This is a genomic window from Spirosoma pulveris (assembly GCF_054781875.1).
Map to the genome: position 1 here is coordinate 436895 of NZ_BAAGTO010000001.1, position 22950 is coordinate 459844.

At 49.8% G+C, this 22950-nt stretch carries 16 protein-coding genes; 8 read left to right on the top strand and 8 right to left on the bottom strand.

Annotation, left to right across the window (positions count from 1 at the left end):
* Positions 1–204 precede the first annotated feature (204 nt).
* Complete coding sequence (locus ACYVJM_RS01760) at positions 205–2217, bottom strand: putative porin (protein ID WP_461146485.1); 2013 nt, start codon at positions 2215–2217, stop codon at positions 205–207.
* 52 nt (positions 2218–2269) lie between these two features.
* Positions 2270–3334, bottom strand: coding sequence for a tetraacyldisaccharide 4'-kinase (gene lpxK, locus ACYVJM_RS01765; protein ID WP_461146486.1), 1065 nt, complete (start codon positions 3332–3334; stop codon positions 2270–2272).
* An 84-nt stretch (positions 3335–3418) separates the two neighbouring features.
* Here lpxK and ACYVJM_RS01770 point away from each other — a divergent pair, with 84 nt between their 5' ends.
* Genes ACYVJM_RS01770 through ACYVJM_RS01780 form a run of 3 tightly spaced genes read left to right on the top strand, consistent with a single transcriptional unit; the run spans position 3419 to position 6590 of the window.
* Complete coding sequence (locus ACYVJM_RS01770; protein WP_461146487.1) at positions 3419–4519, top strand: o-succinylbenzoate synthase; 1101 nt, start codon at positions 3419–3421, stop codon at positions 4517–4519.
* A 15-nt stretch (positions 4520–4534) separates the two neighbouring features.
* Positions 4535–6037 (top strand): helix-turn-helix domain-containing protein, encoded by a 1503-nt coding sequence (locus tag ACYVJM_RS01775; protein WP_461146488.1) that lies wholly within the window; start codon positions 4535–4537, stop codon positions 6035–6037.
* A gap of 16 nt (positions 6038–6053) precedes the next feature.
* The gene (locus ACYVJM_RS01780) at positions 6054–6590 is read left to right on the top strand and encodes a GNAT family N-acetyltransferase (RefSeq protein WP_461146489.1); all 537 of its coding nucleotides are present in this window, start codon (positions 6054–6056) and stop codon (positions 6588–6590) included.
* A gap of 156 nt (positions 6591–6746) precedes the next feature.
* On the opposite strand, the gene ACYVJM_RS01785 is transcribed toward ACYVJM_RS01780, so the two are convergent.
* Entirely contained in the window at positions 6747–9014 is a 2268-nt protein-coding gene (locus ACYVJM_RS01785) for an aconitate hydratase (RefSeq protein ID WP_461146490.1), read from the bottom strand.
* Between the two features lie 309 nt (positions 9015–9323).
* On the opposite strand from ACYVJM_RS01785, the gene ACYVJM_RS01790 reads away from it, so the two are divergent.
* Positions 9324–9779: a CHRD domain-containing protein gene (locus tag ACYVJM_RS01790; RefSeq protein WP_461146491.1), complete on the top strand. Its 456-nt coding sequence runs from the start codon at positions 9324–9326 to the stop codon at positions 9777–9779.
* A 78-nt stretch (positions 9780–9857) separates the two neighbouring features.
* Here the strand turns inward: ACYVJM_RS01790 and ACYVJM_RS01795 are convergent, their stop codons facing one another.
* The 3 genes from ACYVJM_RS01795 to ACYVJM_RS01805 form a co-directional block, all read right to left on the bottom strand.
* Positions 9858–10325, bottom strand: a complete 468-nt coding sequence (locus ACYVJM_RS01795; RefSeq protein ID WP_461146492.1) for an Hsp20/alpha crystallin family protein — start codon at positions 10323–10325, stop codon at positions 9858–9860.
* A 61-nt stretch (positions 10326–10386) separates the two neighbouring features.
* Positions 10387–10653 (bottom strand): hypothetical protein, encoded by a 267-nt coding sequence (locus tag ACYVJM_RS01800; RefSeq protein WP_461146493.1) that lies wholly within the window; start codon positions 10651–10653, stop codon positions 10387–10389.
* Positions 10654–11024: 371 nt separating this feature from the next.
* Positions 11025–11495, bottom strand: coding sequence for a GNAT family N-acetyltransferase (locus ACYVJM_RS01805; protein WP_461146494.1), 471 nt, complete (start codon positions 11493–11495; stop codon positions 11025–11027).
* Between the two features lie 142 nt (positions 11496–11637).
* Between ACYVJM_RS01805 and ACYVJM_RS01810 the strand changes: the two genes are divergently transcribed.
* The 4 genes from ACYVJM_RS01810 to ACYVJM_RS01825 all read left to right on the top strand — a co-directional run bounded on the left by ACYVJM_RS01810 (position 11638) and on the right by ACYVJM_RS01825 (position 18804).
* Positions 11638–12384, top strand: a complete 747-nt coding sequence (locus ACYVJM_RS01810; protein ID WP_461146495.1) for a hypothetical protein — start codon at positions 11638–11640, stop codon at positions 12382–12384.
* 518 nt (positions 12385–12902) lie between these two features.
* Positions 12903–15581: a type I DNA topoisomerase gene (gene topA, locus ACYVJM_RS01815; RefSeq protein WP_461146496.1), complete on the top strand. Its 2679-nt coding sequence runs from the start codon at positions 12903–12905 to the stop codon at positions 15579–15581.
* Positions 15582–15708: 127 nt separating this feature from the next.
* Positions 15709–18051 (top strand): glycoside hydrolase family 20 protein, encoded by a 2343-nt coding sequence (locus ACYVJM_RS01820; RefSeq protein ID WP_461146497.1) that lies wholly within the window; start codon positions 15709–15711, stop codon positions 18049–18051.
* A gap of 45 nt (positions 18052–18096) precedes the next feature.
* Positions 18097–18804, top strand: coding sequence for an SIR2 family NAD-dependent protein deacylase (locus ACYVJM_RS01825; RefSeq protein ID WP_461146498.1), 708 nt, complete (start codon positions 18097–18099; stop codon positions 18802–18804).
* Positions 18805–19543: 739 nt separating this feature from the next.
* On the opposite strand, the gene ACYVJM_RS01830 is transcribed toward ACYVJM_RS01825, so the two are convergent.
* Both ACYVJM_RS01830 and ACYVJM_RS01835 read right to left on the bottom strand, forming a co-directional pair.
* Entirely contained in the window at positions 19544–21577 is a 2034-nt protein-coding gene (locus ACYVJM_RS01830; protein ID WP_461146499.1) for a beta-L-arabinofuranosidase domain-containing protein, read from the bottom strand.
* A 69-nt stretch (positions 21578–21646) separates the two neighbouring features.
* Complete coding sequence (locus ACYVJM_RS01835; protein ID WP_461146500.1) at positions 21647–22861, bottom strand: DUF5009 domain-containing protein; 1215 nt, start codon at positions 22859–22861, stop codon at positions 21647–21649.
* Positions 22862–22950 lie beyond the last annotated feature (89 nt).

A 22950-nucleotide genomic window follows, 5' to 3' on the forward strand; every position in this document is an offset into this window, starting at 1 on the left:
AAATCCCAACAGTATTTTAAAATAATTTAAAAAGCAAAAAACAACGTTATTTACTTCTCTGTCGGGTCGGCAAAAGCTACCAATCAATACTAATACATTGACTTATAATGACTTAGTCAATCACTAATATCCTTGCACCCTTATAACCTATACTTAAACAGAATAAGCAGGAAACAGTCATCTCTTACCTGTTATCAGTAAAAATCAATCGAACAGATACCAATCGACGCCAAAGGCAAAACCACGTCGCATCGGCAGAAAGTCGGGGGCAACGTAATAACCCGGTGTAAGTATGCCCTGGTTGGCATGGGTTAACTTAATGAATAGCCGGGTGCGATTTATACGCAGGTTTGCATAGAGATCGGCCAACACATAGCCTTCTACCTTTTGCCGATCCTGGATGTGATATTGCTGTGTAAGGGGCATGTATGCATCTCCGTAGTAAGGCGATTTATAATGCAGGTCAATGCCGGTTTGGATGTAGAGCACTTTAGCATACAGAAACTCATACTGTATACGGGTGTTCATGAAGAACGGTGGCATACGTATAACGTCTGGCCCTTCTTTGGCAGTATAATACGCCTGTCCGGCTACAAGAAACTTGCCCAGTTGCAAATGATACCCCAAGCCCGGCCTTATGATGCTAATGGGCGACTTCTCCTGCTGAACAACTCCGGCTGTATCGAAATAAACATAATTTTTAACCAGATAATAATCCAGACTCGGTTGAATACGCAGCTTTTTATAGCCAACGTTTAACTTCCCAAAAGCATATAGATAGTTTCGTTTGGACAGTGGCGCGAGCCCCCGCGATGCATCGGGCCAAAGGTAAACTTTACTTTGGAACCGCTCCTGAAGTAAGGTTGGCTCGACATTTACGTAAGACCCGCCCGCCGTTAAAAATTTACTCTCCACCTGTCCCTGAATCCGGTAGCTACCGCCTGCCCCCAGTTCAGCCTCGGCCGTCAGCCGCGACAGGCTGTCCGGAAAATAATAACCAAGCCATCCCCCCACGAACGTTTCGGTTCGGGTAGTTCCATATTCATTATAGTTGGTTCGTGACGTGTTGTATAAGCTCGTTTGCCGGTAATTCCGGATACGCAGGTAGGCCCGGTAGTTGAACGAAGCCCCTTTATATTGTGAGATGCCTTTAATACCAAACTGATTTTCAAAAAGCCGGAAACGGGCATGCTGCTCCAGCCGGGAGGTATCACCCAGAACAGTCGGGTAAAATTGCCTAACATCCGTGGTCAGGCTGGCATCATTCAGATTCAGCCGCAGGGTATCGTCCTGATAGAAGTTTTTCTGAATCTGGTAGTCCAGTTTATGGTAGAGTTGAAACCCTTTATCGAGAATATACTGGTGGTAGATGTGTGAGTTGTTCCGAATCTCCCAGCCGTGGGGTCCCTGCACCGCTGTACTACCGCTTCGCAAACGGGCATCACCGGTATAATTGTAGAGAATAGGGACACCACTGGCTGTTTCGCCCGGCAACACGCCACCCTGCTCATCGAGGCTGTGGTTCATGTTGATGAAGTGAGCCAGCAGGGTATATTTATCATTTTTTGAACGGTAGTTCGTATGTAGTTGTACACCCCAGTTCTGCGCTAACAGCTTGTAAGGGTCCGTATTCCCACTGGTGCCAAACTGTTTTTGCGATGTAAACCGCTGTACATCGAAGCCGACGTTCCAGCGGGGGTTGATATTCTGCGCCATATCAAAGCGCAGTATGTTCTGGTTATTTCCGCCCAGCGCAATATACATATCCGTAAAGGGCGACTTGGTATCGTAATACCGGACGTCCATTGTTTGATAGGCATAGGGTGAAAAAACGTAGTATCCCGACTGCGCCCCTAATTGCTGGGGAACCTGAAGGAAAACTGACCGCATGGGCGTACCCAGAGCCCCTAAATCCTGGTAGGTATTCTGGCTCCGTTGCACATACGTAAACCGGTGTACATCGTCCATGGTCGTATCGAGGGTATAGAGTTTCCGTCGATTATTGAAGACATCATCTTCCAGCACGTATCGTGTTGATTTGGGACCGTAGATCACCTTCGTTGAATCATCAATACCATTGGTACCCGTGGTTGATGTTGGCATGCTCTGGCGTCCGCCAAAACCACCCGGAACCTGCGTACCTCCCGGGAACTGCTGCGCCCAAGCCGGTATGGCTACGCTTAAACTAATCAGTAAGGCAATAAAACTACGCTTCATCAGATCAAAAGTACACCAAAACGCCGGACACCTGTTCGTTAGCGCCATTCAGTTAAGGATTTTTAAGCCGGGCGGCAGCCAGAAACCGGATAAATGCCGCTTCCTGGCTGCCCAGAAACTGCATGGCAACGGGTAGATAAGCGAAAGGCAAATCATTGCGCTCTTCATCGGTTAACAAAAGATCCAGTTTTACCCAATCCTTTTCCGTGGTGAGCACAAGGGCGTCGGCCGGTAATTTTGCCAGCACGGCATCAATGTCGGCGCGCTGATACGCGTGATGATCCGCAAACCGGACATGATAAAGGAGCGTATACGTATTGCGTACGTACTGTTCCAGTGGTCCCGGATTAGCCAGCCCCGACACCAGCACAACTTGTCGAACCTCAGCAACTACCGGCTTGCTGGCAAAGGAAACGGGCTGTCCATACTGTAACCCGGCAAAGAAAATCGGGGTTTTAACACCCGCATAAGGGCGAATGTTGGCTTCGATCTGTAGTTGCTGGTCAGTTTCTAAATTATTCGGGCACTTGGTAACGACGATAACATCAGCCCGCCGGGCTCCTCTGCGTCGCTCCCGCAATCGACCGGCGGGGAACGGGTAGTCCAGATAAAATGGCCGGTTGTAATCCATCAGTAAGATAGCCAGGTGGGGCTGCACAGCCCGGTGCTGAAATGCATCGTCCAGTAAAACCTCCTTTGTGTCGGGATTAAGATACATCAACGACTGCAATGCCGGAGCCCGACGCTCACCAACGCTTACCCGAATCAGCGGGCTGAATTTTCGATACAGTAGCAGGGGTTCATCGCCAACGGTCGACGCGGTATCTACCTCCGATACAACCCGAAAGCCAGTCGTCTGTCGACCATAGCCCCGGCTCAGGGTTGCGGTGTCGCCAGCGGTATAAGCTTGCTCAAAAACTGACCGTTTAATCAAAAATTCGACCATTGGTGTCTTTCCCGTTCCGCCTACTGTCAAATTACCAACGCCAATTGTGTATACCGCAGGCTGATATGACATTAATAAGTGACTGTTAAATAGCCAATTACGGATGTCCGTAATTATCCCATAAAGTCCACTGAATGGCAAGAGTATACATTTAATTATAAACCGTTTCATTAATAATTTCGTAATATTGCCATCTTGAGCAGTCAAAATTAGTACTTTTAGGACTGGGAACTCCCGTCCTCACCGTTTAGTACAATGAGTTTAAAAGCCGACTACCTGAAATACACGTTGCATTTTCGCTTCGAAGCGGGTACGTCACGCGGCACCCTCACCGAAAAAACGTCATATATAATCCGGCTGTTTGACGACGAAAATCCAACTGTTATTGGGTATGGCGAATGCGGGCCTTTGAAAGGCCTCAGCTACGACGACCGTCCCGATTTTGAAGTATGTCTGCGTCAGTATTGCGATGAATTTACGGCGATGGACCTCCAGCTTTTTAGCTGGAACGTCCCAATCGTTCTTAACCAAGTCATCAGCCCACAGTTTCCAAGCATTTTGTTTGGCTTCGAAACGGCCATGCTCGATTTCCTGACGGGTGGTAAACGCATCATTCGCCCCTCGGATTTTATCAGTGGGCAGCGCAGCCTACCCATCAACGGGCTTATCTGGATGGGTACGCAGTCCTTTATGCGGCATCAGATCGAGGAAAAACTACTGGCGGGATATACAACCCTGAAATTAAAAATCGGCGCCATCGACTTTGAGCAGGAATGCGACCTGCTGTCGATGATTCGGGAGCGTTTCCCGGCCGATCAGATAACCCTTCGGGTCGATGCCAATGGCGCATTTAATCCCGACGAAGCCATGAAAAAGCTCGAACGGCTCGCGGCTTTTGATCTTCACTCCATTGAGCAACCCATTCGAAAAGGGCAGCCGGATCTATTGGCTGATTTGTGCAAGCACTCGCCCCTGCCCATTGCCCTTGACGAAGAGCTCATCGGGCAAATGGAGTACGTCCATAAATTTCGGTTACTGAAAAAAATTCAGCCTCAATACATTGTCCTGAAGCCGACGCTGCTGGGCGGCCTCCGTCACTGCGATGAATGGATTGAACTGGCCGGCCGATTAAACATTGGCTGGTGGCTTACCTCAGCACTGGAATCGAATATTGGCCTGAATGCGGTAGCCCAGTATACAGCTCAGTTTAAAAACTTGCTGCCCCAGGGCTTAGGCACGGGCCAACTATACCACAACAATGTCGACAGTCCACTCGTTGTCGAACAGGGTCAGCTTCGCTACGACCTTAGCCGGACCTGGAATTTAGGGCCTCTTTTTACGGATGCCACTCACTAAGCAACCACTTACTCATTGAACCTACCCGCCGACCATATTCGCCTGCTGTTTGGCTTGAAACTGCGACAGCTAAGACTAGACAAAGGCCTGTCGGTCAGCGAGCTGGCTCAACGAGCAAGTTTGTCTGTTTCCTATGTTACCGAAATTGAGAAGGGGCGTAAATACCCGAAAGCTGATAAGATCTCAGCGCTGGCCAACGCCATGCAGGTGGATTATGATACGCTGGTTTCCTTAAAATTAAGTAAAAAGCTAGAGCCGATCTCGGACCTGCTTCGGTCCAAGTTTCTTACTGAAATCCCGCTTGAACTCTTTGGTATCGACCCATCGGATCTGCTCGAACTACTAGCCGAGGCTCCGGCTAAAGTCAGTGCCATGATCCGAACATTCATGGATATTGCCCTCAGCTACAACATGAGTGTTGAACGGCTATACTTAACTATGCTGCGGTCGTATCAGGAAATGCACGACAATTATTTTCCGGATATCGAAGCCGATGCTGACCGTTTTTTAGCTGAATTTGCTGCGGGGACCAATCAGCCGGTTACTGAGCTTATCCTGAAAAACCTCCTCAAAACGAGGTACGATGTTCGTCTGCAACAGTTTGACCCATTGATGCAGCCGGAGCTGACCGCCCTTCGATCAGTATATCGGCCGGAACAGCATACATTGCACCTCAATGCCGGATTAACGCCCGAACAACGATTGTTTATTCTGGCCAGGGAGGTAGGGTTTCAGTTTATGGGCTTGAAGAATCGACCCTACAGTTATTCCTGGGTCGAAGCTGAATCGTTCGAGCAGATTCTAAATAATTACAAGGCGTCTTATTTTGCCGGGGCTATTCTGATTCGACGTGCCGTTCTTGTGGAGAAGTTAAGTGCCCTGTTTGCCCGGGATACCTGGAACAACGACAATTTCCTGCAACTCATTCATGAGTTTGGAGCAACGCCCGAGCAGTTCTTTTACCGGTTGAGTGCTATCCTGCCAAGTCAGTTCGGCATTGATCAGCTTTTCTTTTACCGGTTCAATCACACACCCGGTCAAACGACCTTTCAGTTAACCAAGGAAATGCACCTTTCTCGTCAGCAGGGCCCGAGGGGCATCGTTGATGAACATTTCTGTCGGCGCTGGATCGCCTGGACCATACTTCAGGAACTCCAGTTTCTGCAACAGAACAAAGGGTTCGACGGCGCGCTTTGCCGGGCCCAGATTTCGGAATACTTTGATTCGAAGCAGCAATACCTGATCATCTCGGTAGCGCATCCATTTCAGGCCACCAGTCATCAAAACATTAGTTTATCTATGTGTTTTGCGGTCAATGACGCGCTGCGCAGTAAGATGAAATTTCTTTCGGGTTCGTCCCAGTCGAATCCGGCCAGTGAAGTATCGATGCGCGTCGTTAATGAAGCCTGCGAACGCTGCGGCATATTTGATTGCCGGGAGCGGGTAGCCGCTCCGACCGTCCTTCAAAAGAAACGGCAGTTTGCTGCTATGAAAAAAGCCATGGAAGGATTGAAATAATAGGGGCTGATTGAGTATGCTTTTCAAACGAATCACGGAGCCACATCCCTATTTGGTGTCAATTCAAGAGTGGTATGAAGCCTCCTTTCCCGCCGATGAGCGCCGTAAGTTTGACGACCTGCGTCAGCTGCTTCACTGCCCCGATATGCATTTGTGCGCCCTGACGGAAGAGGAACAACTTGTTGGCTTTCTGATCTACTGGCAATGGCCAGGCGTGGTTTTCCTTGAACATTTTGCCATCGACCCAAACCTGCGGGGTAACCGGTTGGGCCATCGCGCACTCATCCGCTTGCTGCAACTCGATAGTCCGTGTTTTCTTCTGGAAGTAGAGCGACCAACGGATGACTTAAGCCGTCGACGGATTCAGTTTTATGAACGACAGGGCTTTTTAGTTAACCCCTTTGACTATGCCCAGCCACCGTATCAACGTGGTGATCCGCCCATACCCATGTACCTCATGTCGAGCCCGTTACTGTTAAGTCAGAAGGATTTTGACGGCTACAGTCAATTGATCTACGAACGGGTTTACGAGCGCTTCTATACAAAAAATTAAAAAGTATTAGCAGAGGCAGCCCGTCCTCTACGCTTAAGTTACCATAAACTTGCCTAAAGGATGAAACTCTGATCTCAATTTATAGAGAAGTCTTACAAAAAAAGAAGCCGATTGTCTTTCGACAATCGGCTTCTTTTTTGTAGAAACACGAATAATCTACGCGTTCTGCTTCATCCGGATGATGTTCAGCGCGGCACCCGCTTTGAACCACTCAATCTGACCTTCGTTGTAGGTATGATTAACCGGGAAAGCATCCGTTGAACCGTCGGCATGATGCAGTACAACCTCAAGCGGGCGACCCGGAGCAAATTCCGTTAAGCCATTGATTTCGATCGAGTCGTCCTCCTGAATTTTGTCATAATCGGCAGCATTGGCGAACGTCAACGCCAGCATTCCCTGCTTTTTCAGGTTGGTTTCATGGATACGGGCAAATGACCGCACCAGAATGGCCCGAACACCCAGGAAACGAGGCTCCATGGCTGCGTGCTCCCGGGAAGAACCTTCACCGTAGTTTTCGTCGCCCACCACGATTGACCCGATACCAGCCGCTTTGTAAGCCCGCTGAACAGCCGGTACTTCGCCGTACTCGCCCGTTAACTGGTTTTTTACGCTGTTGGTCTTCTCATTGTAGAAGTTGACCGCGCCAATCAGCATGTTGTTGGAAATGTTATCCAGGTGACCACGGTATTTCAACCAGGGACCCGCCATTGAAATATGGTCGGTGGTACATTTGCCTTTTGCTTTGATCAGCAGTTTCAATCCTTTCAGGTCGGTGCCTTCCCAGGCCGGGAACGGAGCCAACAATTGCAGACGATCCGATGTTGGACTAACCAGCACCTGAACACCCGAACCATCTTCGGCTGGAGCCTGGTAACCGGCGTCATCAACTGCATAGCCGTTGATCGGCTGCTCGATACCCTGTGGCTCATCGAGTTTAACCTGCTCACCGTCTTCGTTGGTCAACGTGTCGGTCATGGGGTTGAACGTCAGGTCACCGGCGATGGCAAATGCCGTTACGATTTCGGGCGAAGCGACGAAAGCGTGGGTGCTGGCGTTACCATCGTTCCGCTTGGCGAAGTTCCGGTTGAAGGAGGTGATGATCGAGTTTTGACGGCTTGGATCGTCCATATGACGTGCCCACTGCCCGATACAGGGACCACAGGCATTGGCCAGTACAACCCCTCCGATTTCTTCGAACGTATCCAGCAGTCCATCACGCTCGGCCGTAAACCGAACCAGTTCAGAACCTGGCGTTACCGTAAATTCAGCTTTGGTCTTCAGTTTTTTCGCCGTTGCCTGAGCCGCTACCGAAGCCGAACGGGTCATGTCTTCGTAGCTGGAGTTGGTGCACGAGCCAATCAGACCCACTTCAAGTTTGGCGGGCCAATTATTTTCTTTCACCGCTTTGGCAAAGTTCGACAGCGGCCAGGCCAAATCGGGCGTGAATGGTCCGTTAATGTGCGGCTCCAGTTCAGACAGGTTGATTTCAATTAGTTGATCGTAGTACGATGCCGGATCAGCATAGACCTCGTCATCAGCCCGTAGATCGGCTTTAACGGCCGAAGCCGCATCAGCGATATCAGCGCGGCTGGTTGCCCGCAGGTAGTCGCCCATCTTTTCGTCGTACGCGAAGATCGAGGTCGTCGCACCAATCTCAGCACCCATGTTACAGATGGTTCCTTTACCGGCCGCCGACAGTGTTTCGGCACCTTCGCCGAAGTACTCAACGATGCAGCCCGTTCCGCCTTTTACAGTCAGGATACCAGCTACCCGCAGGATGACGTCTTTCGCCGACGACCAGCCACTCAGCTTGCCCGTCAGTTTAACTCCGATCAGTTTCGGCATTTTCAATTCCCAGGCCAGACCCGCCATTACGTCGCAGGCATCGGCACCACCCACACCGATAGCGATCATACCCAATCCGCCCGCCATTGGCGTATGCGAATCCGTACCGATCATCATACCGCCGGGAAACGCGTAATTTTCCAGGACAACCTGGTGAATAATGCCCCCACCGGGTTTCCAGAAGCCAATACCATACTTATCCGAAACCGAAGCCAGGAAGTCGTATACTTCTTTATTTTTATTTTTGGCAATGTCCAGATCCTTCACAGCGCCTACTTCGGCCTGAATAAGGTGGTCGCAGTGAACAGTTGACGGAACAGCCACTTTTGGACGACCAGCCTGCATAAATTGCAGCAGGGCCATTTGGGCCGTTGCATCCTGCATAGCCACTCGGTCGGGTGCAAAATCTACGTAATCTTTCCCCCGCTCAAGGGCTTGTGTGGGAGTACCCGCAAAGAGGTGACTGTATAAAATCTTCTCCGACAGGGTCAGCGGTTTGCCCACTGCCTTCCGGGCGGCTTCGACGCGTTCGCCGAGGTTAGCGTAAACGCGCTGAATCATGTCTAAATCAAAAGCCATAGCAAAAAAGGGGATAATAAAACAGGTTACTAAAAGGGATGTTCTCTTTAGAAGAACCAACAAATCCGGAAAATGGATTCTGGTTAGCGGCTCAAAATTAGAAGATTCTGAATCGTTTTGGAAATATTAGCAGGAATGGATTGTAAACAACTGAAAAGAAGTGCCCGAAAAGCCCATTTCCGGGTATTTTGTGCCCTAAATGCAGAACTAAATAGATAAACAACTTATCTTGGCAGTCAAATCAGGTCGGTACGTGCCCTAATCCCAACAAACACCACTGACGTATCGATCCATAGATGCTGAACAGCTATGAACAAAAAATCTGTACTCTTTTCGGTGTCCACGCTTCTGGCACTGGCGTTCTCTCTTTCCTCATGCCTTGATGAAGAGAACCCAACAGTTACTTCAACCATCACACAGCTTTCGGCGACACTAACAGGTCCCGGTGAAAAACCCACCCCTGTTCCATCCACAGCAACCGGAACGTTTACGGGAAAACTGAATACGGTAAGCCGGGTTCTTAGCTACACAGTAACCTATCAGGGGCTGAATCCAACGGGAGGCCATCTGCACAAGATTGTGAACGCCGATGGCACAGGCCCGGTCGATATCCCGTTCCCAAGCCTGACCTCTCCGATCATTGCCACCACTGCCGCCCTGCGCCAAACGCAGGTGGATAGTTTGCTGGCTGGCCTCTACTACGCCAACCTTCACACAGCCGCTTACCGGGGGGGAGAAATCCGTGGAGAAGTCAGAAAAAAATAGTTGATTTTTCGATACCCATCCCGCAAAAAAAGCCCCTGCTGATTATGGCAGGGGCTTTTTTTGTACTCCCGAATTCATTTAGTTTACACTGATCGTTTGGGCCGGTTTATTTGTAGCCGGGTTCTTCGGCAAAATCACCTTCAGAATCCCATCGGCATAGCTCGCCGATATATTTTCTGTAATGACTTTATCATTTAGCTGAAACGAGCGTTCGAAAGAGCGGTTTCCATACTCCTGATATGTGTAGTTGCCAGTCGTGGCTTGCTCCTCCATTGCCGATGCGTCCGATCCTTCGTAGGAAATGGTGAGCACGTCATTTTTTACGGAAAGCTTTACATTTTCCTTGATCAGGCCTGCCGCAAACAGCGAAATGATATAGTCAGCATCGGTCTCCTGAATGTTAACCGGTGCCTGAAACAGACTGCCATCGTGACGGCCCCAGAATCCACCGAATTTACCCCGCCCCCACTTGCTGCCAAATCCTCCGCGGCCCATTTGTCCGCAACCTCCTTTATAACCTGATTGAAATGCCTGTTTGTTATACATGGTTGTGTGTTTCTAGTATTGTGTTTACTGATTGTGTTCCTGAATGTTGTTGTTCATACCCTTAGTTGATGGGGATAATCCGGGCGTAGCTTGCCTGGTTTACCGGCGCCCGATAGGCTGGATTGTCGATCGATATAATGGTCGACGACTGCCAGCCGCCGTCTCTAACTCGTCCAAATGCCCGGCCACCCGCCAAACGGCTCCCGACAATCCGCGCCAGCAGGGCAATGCCCAGTGCTACTAAAAGTACTTTTAACAGGAGTGATACCAGAAAGAGTACCAAACCGGCCGCCAGGGCTAGGCCAGCGATTCGCCAAATGATGTTCATGATGCTTGTTCGTTAATTGGTTGCGAAAGCCCTACGATAGCAGAAAGTCAATGACTACGAAAAGTGACGGCCGATTTTTTCGTGTTGTGTTATTCCGCTGTAAGCCTTTGGTAAGGATGACGGGCAAGCCCGGCGTTTTACTTTAATGAATCGCAAAGTTTTCTCTAAAAAAATAGAACGAACAACGAATTTCCGGAAAAGGCCAGAAGTATCGGCAAGACATATCGCTACTAATCAATGATATAGGATTAAATAGTTAGCAGATCCGGCAGATTGAGAAAGAAAAAAAATTCTAAAAATAAAGAGTCGACATATAAGCTAGCCCAGACTATCGGGCTGAACTATGTTAATGCAAGCCCTGTCATACCAGGCTAGTCAAGCTTAATCTTCATTCCCTCGTGAGTGGCAACTAAACCTTGTGATTCATAAAATCGAATGGTATCGGGTCTTCGTTTGTCCGTTGTAAGCTGCAGTAAATGACAACCCTTTTCTTTGGCTCGCTGAATGGAGTAGTCAATTATTTTCTTTCCGATACCCCGACCACGGTAGGCCGAATGGGTTCTTACCGCTTCAATCTGTGCTCTTCGCCCGCCCTGATAGGTAAGGTACTGGATGAACGTCAACTGAAACGTCGCTACAATCTCACCGTTCAGTTCTGCCACGGTTAATTCCTGATTTGGATCTAAACGAATGGCGTCAAATGCTTTTGTATAGCATTCAAATTCGGTCGTTCCGGGGTTTTCCCGTAACGCACCGAGTGTATCGTCTAAAAGCATTTGGACAATAGGCGGAAGGTCACTTAGGGTGGCCAGTCTGAAGGTAAGTTTTAGGTTTGTATCCATGGGTGAAATATGGTATAGCCATTCCGTATCCTCACAAATGTCCATTCATAACGAGCAATCAGGGATGCGCTGAAGTTAGGCAGCTAATGAATTATCATCAATAAATCGAACTATCAACTAAGTCAATTAACCAATCAACGGTATGAAAAAAGCACTCATTGGGACAATGATCATTGCCCTTGGCTTATTGGGGTACGCCTGCAAAGACGACGACGAAAACCCCATTGCCACAACCAACAATCCGGTTCAGTTAACGGCGACGCTTAATGGCGCATCGGGTGGTTCGACGACCACAACAGGAACCGGTTCATTTACGGGGAGTCTAAATCAGGGAACAACATCAGGTTCAACGCAATCTTCCAGCGTTTTGAGCTATACGGTTAACTACTCAGGCATTACGGCTACAGCCATCACGCTTGATCCTGTCGGCACATCGACTTCGGCTGCTACGGGTACATCATATGCCAACAGCATTCTGCTGGCTGGCATATTCCCGTCAACAACGACCACACCAGGCAGCGGCACCAGCACTGTACCCGGTAGTGGTACATCTACAACACCAGGCAGCGGTACAACGACCACACCCGGTAGTGGTACATCCACAACGCCAGGTAGCGGTACCAGCACAACGCCGGGAAGTGGTACATCCACAACACCGGGCAGCGGGACCAGTACAACGCCGGGAAGTGGTACCAGCACAACACCGGGCAGCGGCACCAGTACAACGCCGGGCAGCGGGACAGCGGTAGCGTTAACCTCGCCTATCAGCGGCACTGTTTCTGTTTCACAAAGTCGCGCCGATAGTATTTCCAGAGGTTTATACCAACTAAATATTCGGTCGGCGAACTATCCAAATGGCGAAATAGGAGGAGCCGTTCGGGTTCGGTAAACGAATTTTGCCTGAAGCTTAAACAAATCTGATTAACAATGGCTTCGTCAACACGGCGAAGTCATTGTTCGTTTAAATGAGGATTATACTGCCTCCCTTCCCGGCGAATTAAGGTACTTTAACTTGTTATATAGTACCGTCGGCTCAACCGTTTGTAACCTTGATCGAATAAATAACTGAACTATGGAGTGCCACACAGACCGAAGGGACCTTAAGGATCAAAAAATATTTATTGACAATTCGCGCTGTTCATCGGGTTACTGAATGACCATAGTCTGGACCATAAATAGTAGGTAAAATCGCGCTTATCTGTTCATTTTAAGGGATTTTATGCAATAGATACGAACTGGTAGTGACTATGTGTTGTTAGGCATGTATACCCCATCCTGCGACACTAAAATCCCCTGACTTATTTTGGCGTATGTATCCTGACTTGCATAAGTCAGGTCTTTTGCGTCTATATTTGGCCTGATTCGAGGGGGAGAAGAGCGGAGAGAATATCAACCTGACCATTAATTATGTCGAAAAACTTAGTCATTGTGGAGTCGCCGGCAAAGGCAAAAACCATAGAAGGCTATCTTGGAAAAGACTTTACAGTGAAGTCCAGCTTCGGTCACGTCCGCGATTTACCCAAAGATGGGTTGGCCGTTGACGTCACCAATGGCTTCCGGCCCTCTTACGAAATCTCGCCAGATAAGAAGAAGTTAGTCACTGAACTTAAGTCACTGGCGAAGGCGGCAGAGGAAGTATGGCTGGCAACTGATGATGACCGCGAAGGGGAAGCGATTTCGTGGCACCTCAAAGAAGCCCTCGGTCTGCGCGACAATACCAAACGAATCGTGTTTCGCGAAATCACTAAGAATGCGATTTTAAACGCTATCAAATCGCCCCGCACCATTGATGTTGACTTAGTAAACGCCCAGCAGGCCCGTCGGGTACTCGATCGACTGGTTGGCTATGAACTCTCACCGGTATTGTGGCGCAAAATCAAAGGAGGCAGTACGGGTTTATCGGCTGGTCGTGTGCAGTCTGTTGCCTTACGACTCGTGGTGGAACGCGAACGGGAAATTGATAAGCACTCGGCTAAATCGTCGTTTAAAGTGACCGCGCAGTTTATCGTTGACGGTAACAAAGTGCTCAACGCCGAACTGCCAAAGAACTTTGCCACCGCTGTCGAAGCACGCGCTTTTCTGGAAGCCTGCGTCGGGGCAACGTTTACCATCAAAAATCTGGAAACACGCCCCGCTAAGAAATCACCGGCTCCCCCCTTTACAACCTCTACCTTACAACAGGAATCGTCGCGCAAGCTGAGCTATTCAGTTGACCGCACCATGCGTATAGCGCAGAACCTGTACGAAGCCGGTAAAATCTCTTACATGCGTACCGACTCAACCAACCTCTCGCAGGAAGCCATTGAAAAGGCTGTAGCGGAAATTGGCACTGAGTTTGGCGAGAAATACATTCAGACCCGTCAGTTCAAGACCAAGAACGAATCGGCACAGGAAGCCCACGAAGCCATTCGCCCGACGAACTTCAACGACCGCAATGCCGGGGGCGACCGCGACCAGAAGCGTTTGTACGAGCTGATCTGGAAACGGGCTATTGCCTCACAGATGGCTGATGCCCAGCTTGAACGGACCACCGTAACCATTGGCATACGCTTTGCCAACGGCGTTACCACCACGTTTCAAACGAATGTGGACGATAGCCCGTTTGTCGAAACGCCCAAAAACGAGAACCGGGCATTCCCGAACGAACTCGTAGCACAGGGCGAGGTTATCAAATTCGACGGCTTTCTGCGCGTCTATCTGGAATCGAAAGATGATGAAGACGATGAAGATGCGAAAGGCATGCTGCCACCGCTCAACATCGGGCAAGGGCTGAATCTGGGGCAAATGAAAGCTACGGAGAAGTTCACCCGACCGCAGCCCCGTTATGCCGAAGCATCGCTGGTGAAAAAACTCGAAGAAATGGGTATAGGTCGACCCTCAACCTATGCGCCAACGATTTCGACGATTATTAACCGGGGTTATGTTACCAAACAGGACAAGCCTGGCCTGGAACGAAAATATACCGAATACACCCTGCAACGGGATCAGATCAGCGAAACCAGCGGCAAAGAAACCTATGGCTCAGAAAAAGCCAAGCTCTTTCCAACCAACACCGGTATTGTGGTGAATGATTTCCTGGTCGAATACTTCCCAGACATTGTGGACTACAAATTCACGGCTAGTGTTGAGAAGGAATTCGATGAAATTGCCGATGGACGGATGAACTGGCAAACCATGCTTCAGGACTTCTACGGTGACTTCCATAAAAACATTGAGGACATCCAGGGTTCTTCGGTAGTCGCGTTTAAAACCGGCGCCCGCGATTTGGGTATCGACCCCCGTACAGGCAAGAAAATATCGGCCCGGCTGGGTAAATACGGAGCATACGCCCAAATTGGTGAATCGACCGACGACGAGAAACCCCAGTACGCCAACCTGCGCGATGGTCAATTAATTGAAACGATTACCTTGCAGGAGGCCCTCGACCTGTTCACTCTGCCACGCGAAGTTGGTTTCTTCGAGGATAAACCGATGACCATCGGTATCGGTAAATTCGGGCCATATGTAAAGCATGACGATAAATACGTGTCGTTGACGAAAGAGGACGACCCGTACACGATTGACGAAAGCCGGGCTATTCAGCTCATCCAGCAAAAACGGGCCGAAGCGGTCAGCGAAGCTTTGGGCGAGTTTGAGGGGAAGATGGTTTCGACGGGTAAAGGGCGGTTTGGGCCGTATGTGAAGTTTGAAGATAAGTACATTTCGATCCCCCGCAACGAATCGCTCGCTGGTTTGACGCTGGAGCGGGCCATTGAGCTGATTCAGGCTAAGCGCGTCGTTGAAGCGAACAAATACATCAAGGAATTTCCGGAGAATCCGGCCGTGAAAGTCATTAACGGTCAGTATGGACCATATCTGGCCATTGGCAAACGGAACGTCAAAATTCCAAAGGATGTTGACCCAGCATCGCTGACCCTGGAAGATTGCCTGAAGCTGGGTGGTGACGAACCCGCTTCCAAGACCCCGGCGAAAAAGGCGGCTACAACAAAAGCAACAGCTACCAAAACTGCTGCAAAGCCAAAAGCAACAGCTACTGCAGCCAAAAAGCCTGCAGCCACCGCCAAAAAAGCAACGACAAAAAAATAAGCCCCTTTTGCTTTATATGACGTTATCAAAAACCTTCCACTCGGAAGGTTTTTGATTTTTAACCCCTTTCCGCAAAATCATCGTTATTTTGCCAGCTAAACCATCACCCGGTCGCGGTCACGTTCGCATGAAACCTCTGATTTTTCTGCTCTTTTTATCCAGTAGTGTACTTGCCCAATCTGATAACGAATACAATCTCATTCCCTTTCCAGCCCGATTTTCGGGGCAAAACGGTCAGTTTACCCTCACTGCAACCACTCGGATTGTGGTATCCCCGGCAACGGACGCAACGCTCAAATCCCTTGCTCAGACATTTTCCAGTCAGGTTAAAACGGCAACGGGAATTACCCTTCCTGTTGTGCCAGTCAACCCGGCACTTGCCAAAGGCGCCCATATTTTCCTTACGCTGAACAAAAAACTGAACCTGGGCGATGAGGGCTATAAACTCACCGTTACCCCTACCCGTGTTCAGGCCGAAGCGTCAACCCAAAAGGGATTATTTTATGCGGCCCAAACAATGCGTCAGTTGCTGCCCGTCACTACATCGGCCCCGGCCACTATGCCCGCCTGCGCTATTACTGACAAACCCCGCTTTGGGTACAGGGGCTTAATGCTGGATGTAGGGCGTCATTTCATGCCGGTCTCCTTCGTCAAAAAGTTTATTGACCTGATGGCGATGCACAAACAAAATACCTTTCACTGGCATTTGACGGACGATCAAGGCTGGCGGATCGAAATCAAAAAATATCCCAGACTAACGCAGGTTGGCAGTAAAAGAGCCGAATCCATCGTAGGGCAGTATTACCAGAATTACCCCCAGCAGTTTGACGGCAAACCTGTTTCTGGCTTTTATACACAGGAGCAAATCAAAGATGTGGTGCGGTATGCCCAAAGCCGGTTTGTGACAATCATACCGGAAATTGAAATGCCCGGGCACGCGCAGGCCGCCCTGGCCGCTTATCCCGAACTCGGCTGCGACCCCGCCAAAGGCTATCAGGTGTTTACGAAATGGGGTGTTTCGGAAGACGTTTACTGCCCGTCGGAAAAAACGTTTGCCTTCTTACAGGATGTGCTAACTGAGGTCATTCCTCTATTTCCGGGAAAATACATTCACATTGGGGGAGACGAATGCCCCAAAACGGCCTGGAAACAAAGTGCTTTCTGCCAGGAGTTGATAAAAAAGAATAACCTGAAGGATGAGCATGAACTTCAAAGTTATTTTATCCGGCGCATCGAGAAATTCATCAATAGCAAAGGCCGGTCGATCATTGGCTGGGATGAGATTCTGGAAGGCGGTCTGGCTCCCAACGCTACAGTCATGAGCTGGCGCGGTACCGAAGGCGGTATTGCCGCTGCCAAACAGAAGCACAATGTAATCATGACGCCCGGCGGCACCTGCTATCTCGATAAGTATCAGGGCAATCCGGCCACTGAGCCACTTGCGATTGGCGGCTACCTCCCCCTCGACAAAGTGTATGGGTACGAACCCATGCCAACCGAACTGACGGCCGCCGAGCAGAATTATGTGCTGGGTGTACAGGGAAATATCTGGACGGAGTACATGCCTACGTCGGAGTCTGTAGAGTACATGGCGTTTCCCCGAGCAATTGCCCTGGCCGAAATTGCCTGGATGCAGCCGGGAACGCACAATTTTGAGGATTTTAGCCAGCGACTAAAAAATCACCTCCCCCGGCTTAAGAACGTGAACTACGCAAAACGGCTGTTCGACATCACCGCCAGTACACAAGCCAACGAGCAGGGTCAGATTCAGGTCGTTCTAAAGAAACTGGACAGTGACAGCCGAATATTCTACACAACCAATGGAAAAGAACCGAACGAGCAAAGTGCTGAATACATTGGCCCCATTACGCTGACCAAAACAACCACCATCCGGGCGATGACCCGGACTGGAGGGTCCCCGACTGGAGGGTCCCCGACTGGAGGGTCCCCGACTGGAGGAGCGCCAACCGGCGGTCAGCTTACCCAGACATTTGTGCTGCATAAAGGAAAAAATAAGCCCTATACCTATGCAGTATCTCCAGGTCAGAACAGTGATCCGGCAGCGACGAAGTTAACGGATGGTGTTCGGGGTGAAACGCCCCGGAGTCGACAGGAATGGGTAAACGTGTACGGTACCGACATGGACGTTACCCTCGACCTCGGCAGCGTGACAAGTGTCACTAAAGTATCCCTAAACTTCCTCAAAGTCATTCTGGAGAAAGGATTCCCGCCGAAATCGGTTGAAATTGCCTTGTCGAAAGATGGCAGCGACTTTAAAGAGGCCATTGCCCAACCCGTAGAGTATGAGCTGAACGGCCCCTGGGACATTTTACCGGTGGTTGCCGACTTCAAAACGGCCAGAGCCCGTTATGTACGAGTCCGGGCAAAAAATGCCGGCCTTTGTCCGGCAGGACATCCGGATGCCGGTCAGAAAACCTGGTTTTCCACCGATGAAATTGTGGTAGAATAGTAGTATATTTAGAAGAAGGAAGGGTGCAATCCTTCCCGAAATCATATGCTTAATTGTAAAAAAATAGTAGTTCTTTCCGGCGCGGGTATTAGTGCTGAAAGTGGTATTCCAACGTTTCGTGCATCGGATGGGCTTTGGGAAAACCACCGGATCGAAGACGTCGCCACCCCCGAAGCCTGGCAGCGCAATCCGACGCTGGTGCAGAATTTTTATAACCAGCGTCGTAAGCAGGCACTGAGTGTTCAGCCCAATACAGGTCATCGGGCACTGGTTAAACTGGAAGAGAAATTCGACGTTACGGTCATTACCCAGAACGTTGATAACCTGCACGAAAAAGCCGGTTCGTCGAAAGTAATTCATCTACACGGCGAGTTGTTCAAATCCCGATCCACAGTCGATGAGTCGTTGATTTACCCCATTGAGGGCTGGGAGATAAAGGAAGGCGACCTGTGCGCAAAAGGCTCACAGCTCCGGCCCCACATTGTCTGGTTTGGCGAAGCCGTACCGATGATGGACATTGCCCTGGACATCACCGAAGAAGCCGACATTTTTATTGTGGTGGGAACATCGCTCAACGTTTATCCGGCTGCCGGACTGGTGTACGCCGTCCGGAACGGTGTGCCGGTGTATGTCGTTGACCCAATTATTCCCGACATGCACAAAAAAAACAACGTCACGTTCATTGCCGAACCGGCTACCGTTGGATTAACCCGGCTGGCGGATCAACTCATCGCCGAAGTGGAAAACAAGTAAAGGCATGTGAGCTAACCGATGAACAGGTCTCCTTAGTGATTTAAACGGTGCGTGACTCACGTCAATTTACAGGAAAAGCCGCTTCCAATGGTCCAGGGAGCGGCTTTTCCTATAACGTAAGGCGATTGTTTCTTAAAACAAATCGGGCTCTACTAACTGGTAGTCACTTATTAATTTGACACAACCTTTGCCCGCATCGAATTTATTCGTCTGCTGGACGGGCTTAACAACCCAGGCGAGAAATACGATTTCCGTAACAGCACCTGTTGGATACAGGTTTCCAACTCTTTCAGATCACAGTCACAGGATAATAATCCTTTCACACAGTCTGGCAACGAGTCTGAAATCGGGAGGGCTTGGGTAAGCAGCCAGATCTGACGCCCATAAGCGGGCCTGAACGCAGGCCTCGGGAGTTTATCCGTTAACAAAATGGTGGATGGCCAATCCGCCGGACGTATTGTTTCACGGGTTTCAATCCGAAGCCCCCTGCTCTGTAGAAAGTAGGTTAGAAGACTTTGCTGTAGCCGTTGGCTCATATCAAGTACTAGCATATCGGTGAATCGGTAGGTAAAACGGATGACTGACAGTTTTTCACCTATAGACGCGGTCTGCTTCTTTTCGCCACAAGCATTTAGAAAAATAAACGCCTTCAAGAACGCAAATCGGGCCATCAGCCAACTTTATATTGATTAGTGCACCGATTTATAATGATTCCGATCCAAATTTGTAACCCCATCACCTATCGAACTAACGGAAACTGAGCGATACGAAGCGTAGTGCAACCATACGGTATCAACGTAATTTCCTCCAGCTTTTCTGTTTCCAGGCCATTTGTCAGGCTGTAAGGAATTGGCCCGGTCATGTCGTTATAAAGTTGCCAGGAAGGTATTCGCCGAGCTTTTACCCGAATTTCAGAGGGGGCATTTGCCAAGTTCCATGGGAAGGCAGACACCGTTCCCTTTTTTATTACCTTTACGGCCTGCTCTATTTTCCCTTCAGGGATAGTTACCAGACCAAAATTCCAGGGCGACGACGATCGGACTTCGGTATAGTCATTACCGTAATTAATCGGATCCCTGTCATTCTTTACCGTTCTCGCTTCCTCTTCCATTTTTAGCGCGTACGTCAATGGGCCGCGCTCGATGGATACCGAATTTTCGTACCAGGTGTTTTGTATGACGTGCATCGGGAGCTGTAATTCAACCACATCGCCCGACTTCCAACTGCGGTTCACCGTCACAATCTGATCTCCGGAAACTTCTTTCCATACCTTTCCATTCAGGGTTATGCTCGCTTTTTTACACCAGGCCGGAATGCGCAAATGGAACGGGAAAGCCAGTGATTGAGCGCGCTTATCCGTCTTCAGTGTAAATCTGATCGTCTCGTCGAAGGGATAGTTCGTTTCTTCGGTAAACGTGACAAGGGTGCCACCCGCCACGTAGGCGCTTACCTCACTCGGCGAGAAAATCAATGCCGCCAATCCTTTATCGGGGGTGGCATACCACAGGTTCTGAGTGAATTTGGGCCATCCCTGGTGCATATTCGATGTACAGCAGGGATAACCAGTCAACAGTCCCATGCACACATCGGTACCCCCATGATTTTGGTCAAAATTGCGAATGTGCCGAGAAAGCATCACCTGATTGGCCTGCTGAAAGTACTGCCTGCTCATAAAATCGTCGGAGACCTGCGCTGGTAAGGCGTTAAACGCAATTTTCTCCAGTTGATCAGCGTAGGCCACCCGACCCGTAATGTTCAGCATACTTTCCAGACTGAACATCATCTCGACAGCGCTACACAATTCGGAACCCTGCGTTGGGTTGTTTCCGTGCAGCGCTTCATCGCCCCCATACAGACCATGCGCCATACCGTTGAAATGATGCAGGTCGGTGAGTCCTTTATCGACCGCCTTCGGATAGTTTGGGTCCGGGTGCTGCTGGTAATAAATCAGGGGCTCTTTAAAACCCTGCGCCAGATTGACACAGTGGATACTCCCCTGCTGACTCAGCAGATTGGTGTTTAAAAAACTGTTGGTATAATCGAACGTTTGTTTGTGCAGTAAATCGGCCAGTTGGAGCAAAAAGGCATCGCCGGTATGGTTATAAAGCCAGTAAACGACCATCAGGTTGTCCCCGCCCCGATACCGCGCCCAGAATGTCCAGTGATCGAGCGGATGCTTCGGCAGTTCCTTCAACTGGTACTTGAAGTAATTGGTCATTAGCTTAATAACCCGTTGATCCCGGGTTGCCGAGTAATACTGCTTCAGGATTTTGAGCATCACCATTTTGGGCCACCAGTCCTGGCAATTATCCCGCTGCACGCCCGCTTCCTGCGGATAATCGGTTATGGGACCGAAATACCCATTGGGTTGCTGGCTGTTAATGGCCCACTCAACCCACGGTTTCACTTTGGCAATCAACTCCGGATCGTTCAGGATATACGCCAGCGGCAAAAGCCCGTCGATCCAGTAGGGGCCCCGCTCCCACTGATCACCGTCGCCCCCGAGCCAGCCATTTCGTTTGCCCATAACAAGGGGATACAATTCATCCAATCGGCCCGACGCCCCCGTTTTTTGACGGAGAAGCATTTCTTTTAGCCAACCCTGCGGCCTGATGGCTCCCAATGGCAATTCCAGGTACGGGTTTGGCCTCAGCGGGCGCCGGTTAGCAGTATAACCCGTAAAAGAAGTTGAATTATTACGGCCTTTAGGTTGGGCAAGGGTGTGATTTTGTAATCCCAGACAGAGCAATAGGACAATAGATATACGAAACATGGAGGCAAGGGAACAGCGAATGAGTTAAGGCATGAAAAATACAGTTTCGGCAATCAACATTCGACTCCTTTAGAGTTTCAACCGTACGCCCAGCTTATTCAGGCGCCCCGTAATCCAGACGCAGAGCAGCGCAAACAGCACAGATTTCAATAACCCTACACCGCCGGTCAGCAACACGTCGGGCAGATGCAGATCCAATAAGGTGGTGAATGCATACGCGAAATAGGGTATCAGATAACAAAGCAGGGTATCCGTTCCGGCGGGTTTTATAAAGTTGAGTTTTTGGACGTTCCCTGCCCGGTCAATCAGCCAGTAGATCACCATAAACGCAAGCATTGTAAAGGCACTGCACAAAAACAGCCAGGCGGGAGTAGCTGCCAGCTTACTAAGCCCCCAGAACATTCGGGTGTAAACGGACAAGCCAATTAATGCGATAGCTGTAAACAGGGAAACGAATAGCATACGCTTATAATCAGTCTTTTGCCGGAAGAAGTTAAAGAGCGTAGACACTACGACGCCCCCCATCGAAAGTCCCACTAAGGTACCTCCGCGAATAGCACTGGGGATGAACGATAGGAATTCGGGCAGTAGATCAGCAGCAGAGACTATGCTCAGGATGCTAAAACCAACCCAGGCGGTCAGTAAAATACTTATTCGATTTCGGGCTGCTATCGTCACCAGGGCCGCGGCCAGATACGACCAGCCAATCAGGCCCAGAATGCCCCACCAATGTGTGGCAAATCGTTTTTCCTCCTCCCCTCTGTAAACGAAGGCCAGCCCGATGAGCGTGGCGAAGCCTACGACTTTAGCAACCGACACAACCCAGTTACTCAATGTTCTGGGGTAAGCATTCCAGATCAGGATGAACGAACAGCACGACAGCACATTCCACACGAGCCGGTTTATGCCCGTTGCTTTCTCGTCGATAGACTCACCATTAACCAGAAAGACGCCCATGACCAGCAACGCAATTGAACGCATGATGACGTGACCAACGAGAACGCTGTCACTGTCGCCTTTTTGTCGTCGGGCATTGATAGCAAACGGCAGCGACATGCCCACAATAAATAGAAACGCAGGAAAGACGACATCCGCCAGGCCAATCCCGTCAACGCCACCCGGCACGTGTTCCAGCCATTCGGGTATAACGGTGAGCGACCAAAGGTCATTAACGAAAATCATCAGAATCATGGTGATGGCCCGGAGAATATCAATGGCATCAACCCGCAAGGAAAGGGCAGCTAATCGGGAAGCCTGTGGATTGGCGGTTTCTGGCTGGATCATGGATGTTTAGTTACAATGCGGGGAATACATAAAAACGAGTTAGGCCCGATAATCTACCGGGCCTAACTCGTTTTTATGTGGTGCTACTT

What these genes read in the sequence shown, in the direction of transcription:
- ACYVJM_RS01760 (WP_461146485.1), bottom strand. Translation starts at nt 2,217, where the DNA reads ATGAAGCGTAGTTTTATTGCCTTACTGATTAGTTTAAGCGTAGCCATA.
- lpxK (WP_461146486.1), bottom strand. Translation starts at nt 3,334, where the DNA reads ATGAAACGGTTTATAATTAAATGTATACTCTTGCCATTCAGTGGACTT.
- ACYVJM_RS01770 (WP_461146487.1), top strand. Translation starts at nt 3,419, where the DNA reads ATGAGTTTAAAAGCCGACTACCTGAAATACACGTTGCATTTTCGCTTC.
- ACYVJM_RS01780 (WP_461146489.1), top strand. Translation starts at nt 6,054, where the DNA reads ATGCTTTTCAAACGAATCACGGAGCCACATCCCTATTTGGTGTCAATT.
- ACYVJM_RS01785 (WP_461146490.1), bottom strand. Translation starts at nt 9,014, where the DNA reads ATGGCTTTTGATTTAGACATGATTCAGCGCGTTTACGCTAACCTCGGC.
- ACYVJM_RS01790 (WP_461146491.1), top strand. Translation starts at nt 9,324, where the DNA reads ATGAACAAAAAATCTGTACTCTTTTCGGTGTCCACGCTTCTGGCACTG.
- ACYVJM_RS01795 (WP_461146492.1), bottom strand. Translation starts at nt 10,325, where the DNA reads ATGTATAACAAACAGGCATTTCAATCAGGTTATAAAGGAGGTTGCGGA.
- ACYVJM_RS01800 (WP_461146493.1), bottom strand. Translation starts at nt 10,653, where the DNA reads ATGAACATCATTTGGCGAATCGCTGGCCTAGCCCTGGCGGCCGGTTTG.
- ACYVJM_RS01805 (WP_461146494.1), bottom strand. Translation starts at nt 11,495, where the DNA reads ATGGATACAAACCTAAAACTTACCTTCAGACTGGCCACCCTAAGTGAC.
- ACYVJM_RS01810 (WP_461146495.1), top strand. Translation starts at nt 11,638, where the DNA reads ATGAAAAAAGCACTCATTGGGACAATGATCATTGCCCTTGGCTTATTG.
- topA (WP_461146496.1), top strand. Translation starts at nt 12,903, where the DNA reads ATGTCGAAAAACTTAGTCATTGTGGAGTCGCCGGCAAAGGCAAAAACC.
- ACYVJM_RS01820 (WP_461146497.1), top strand. Translation starts at nt 15,709, where the DNA reads ATGAAACCTCTGATTTTTCTGCTCTTTTTATCCAGTAGTGTACTTGCC.
- ACYVJM_RS01825 (WP_461146498.1), top strand. Translation starts at nt 18,097, where the DNA reads ATGCTTAATTGTAAAAAAATAGTAGTTCTTTCCGGCGCGGGTATTAGT.
- ACYVJM_RS01830 (WP_461146499.1), bottom strand. Translation starts at nt 21,577, where the DNA reads ATGTTTCGTATATCTATTGTCCTATTGCTCTGTCTGGGATTACAAAAT.
- ACYVJM_RS01835 (WP_461146500.1), bottom strand. Translation starts at nt 22,861, where the DNA reads ATGATCCAGCCAGAAACCGCCAATCCACAGGCTTCCCGATTAGCTGCC.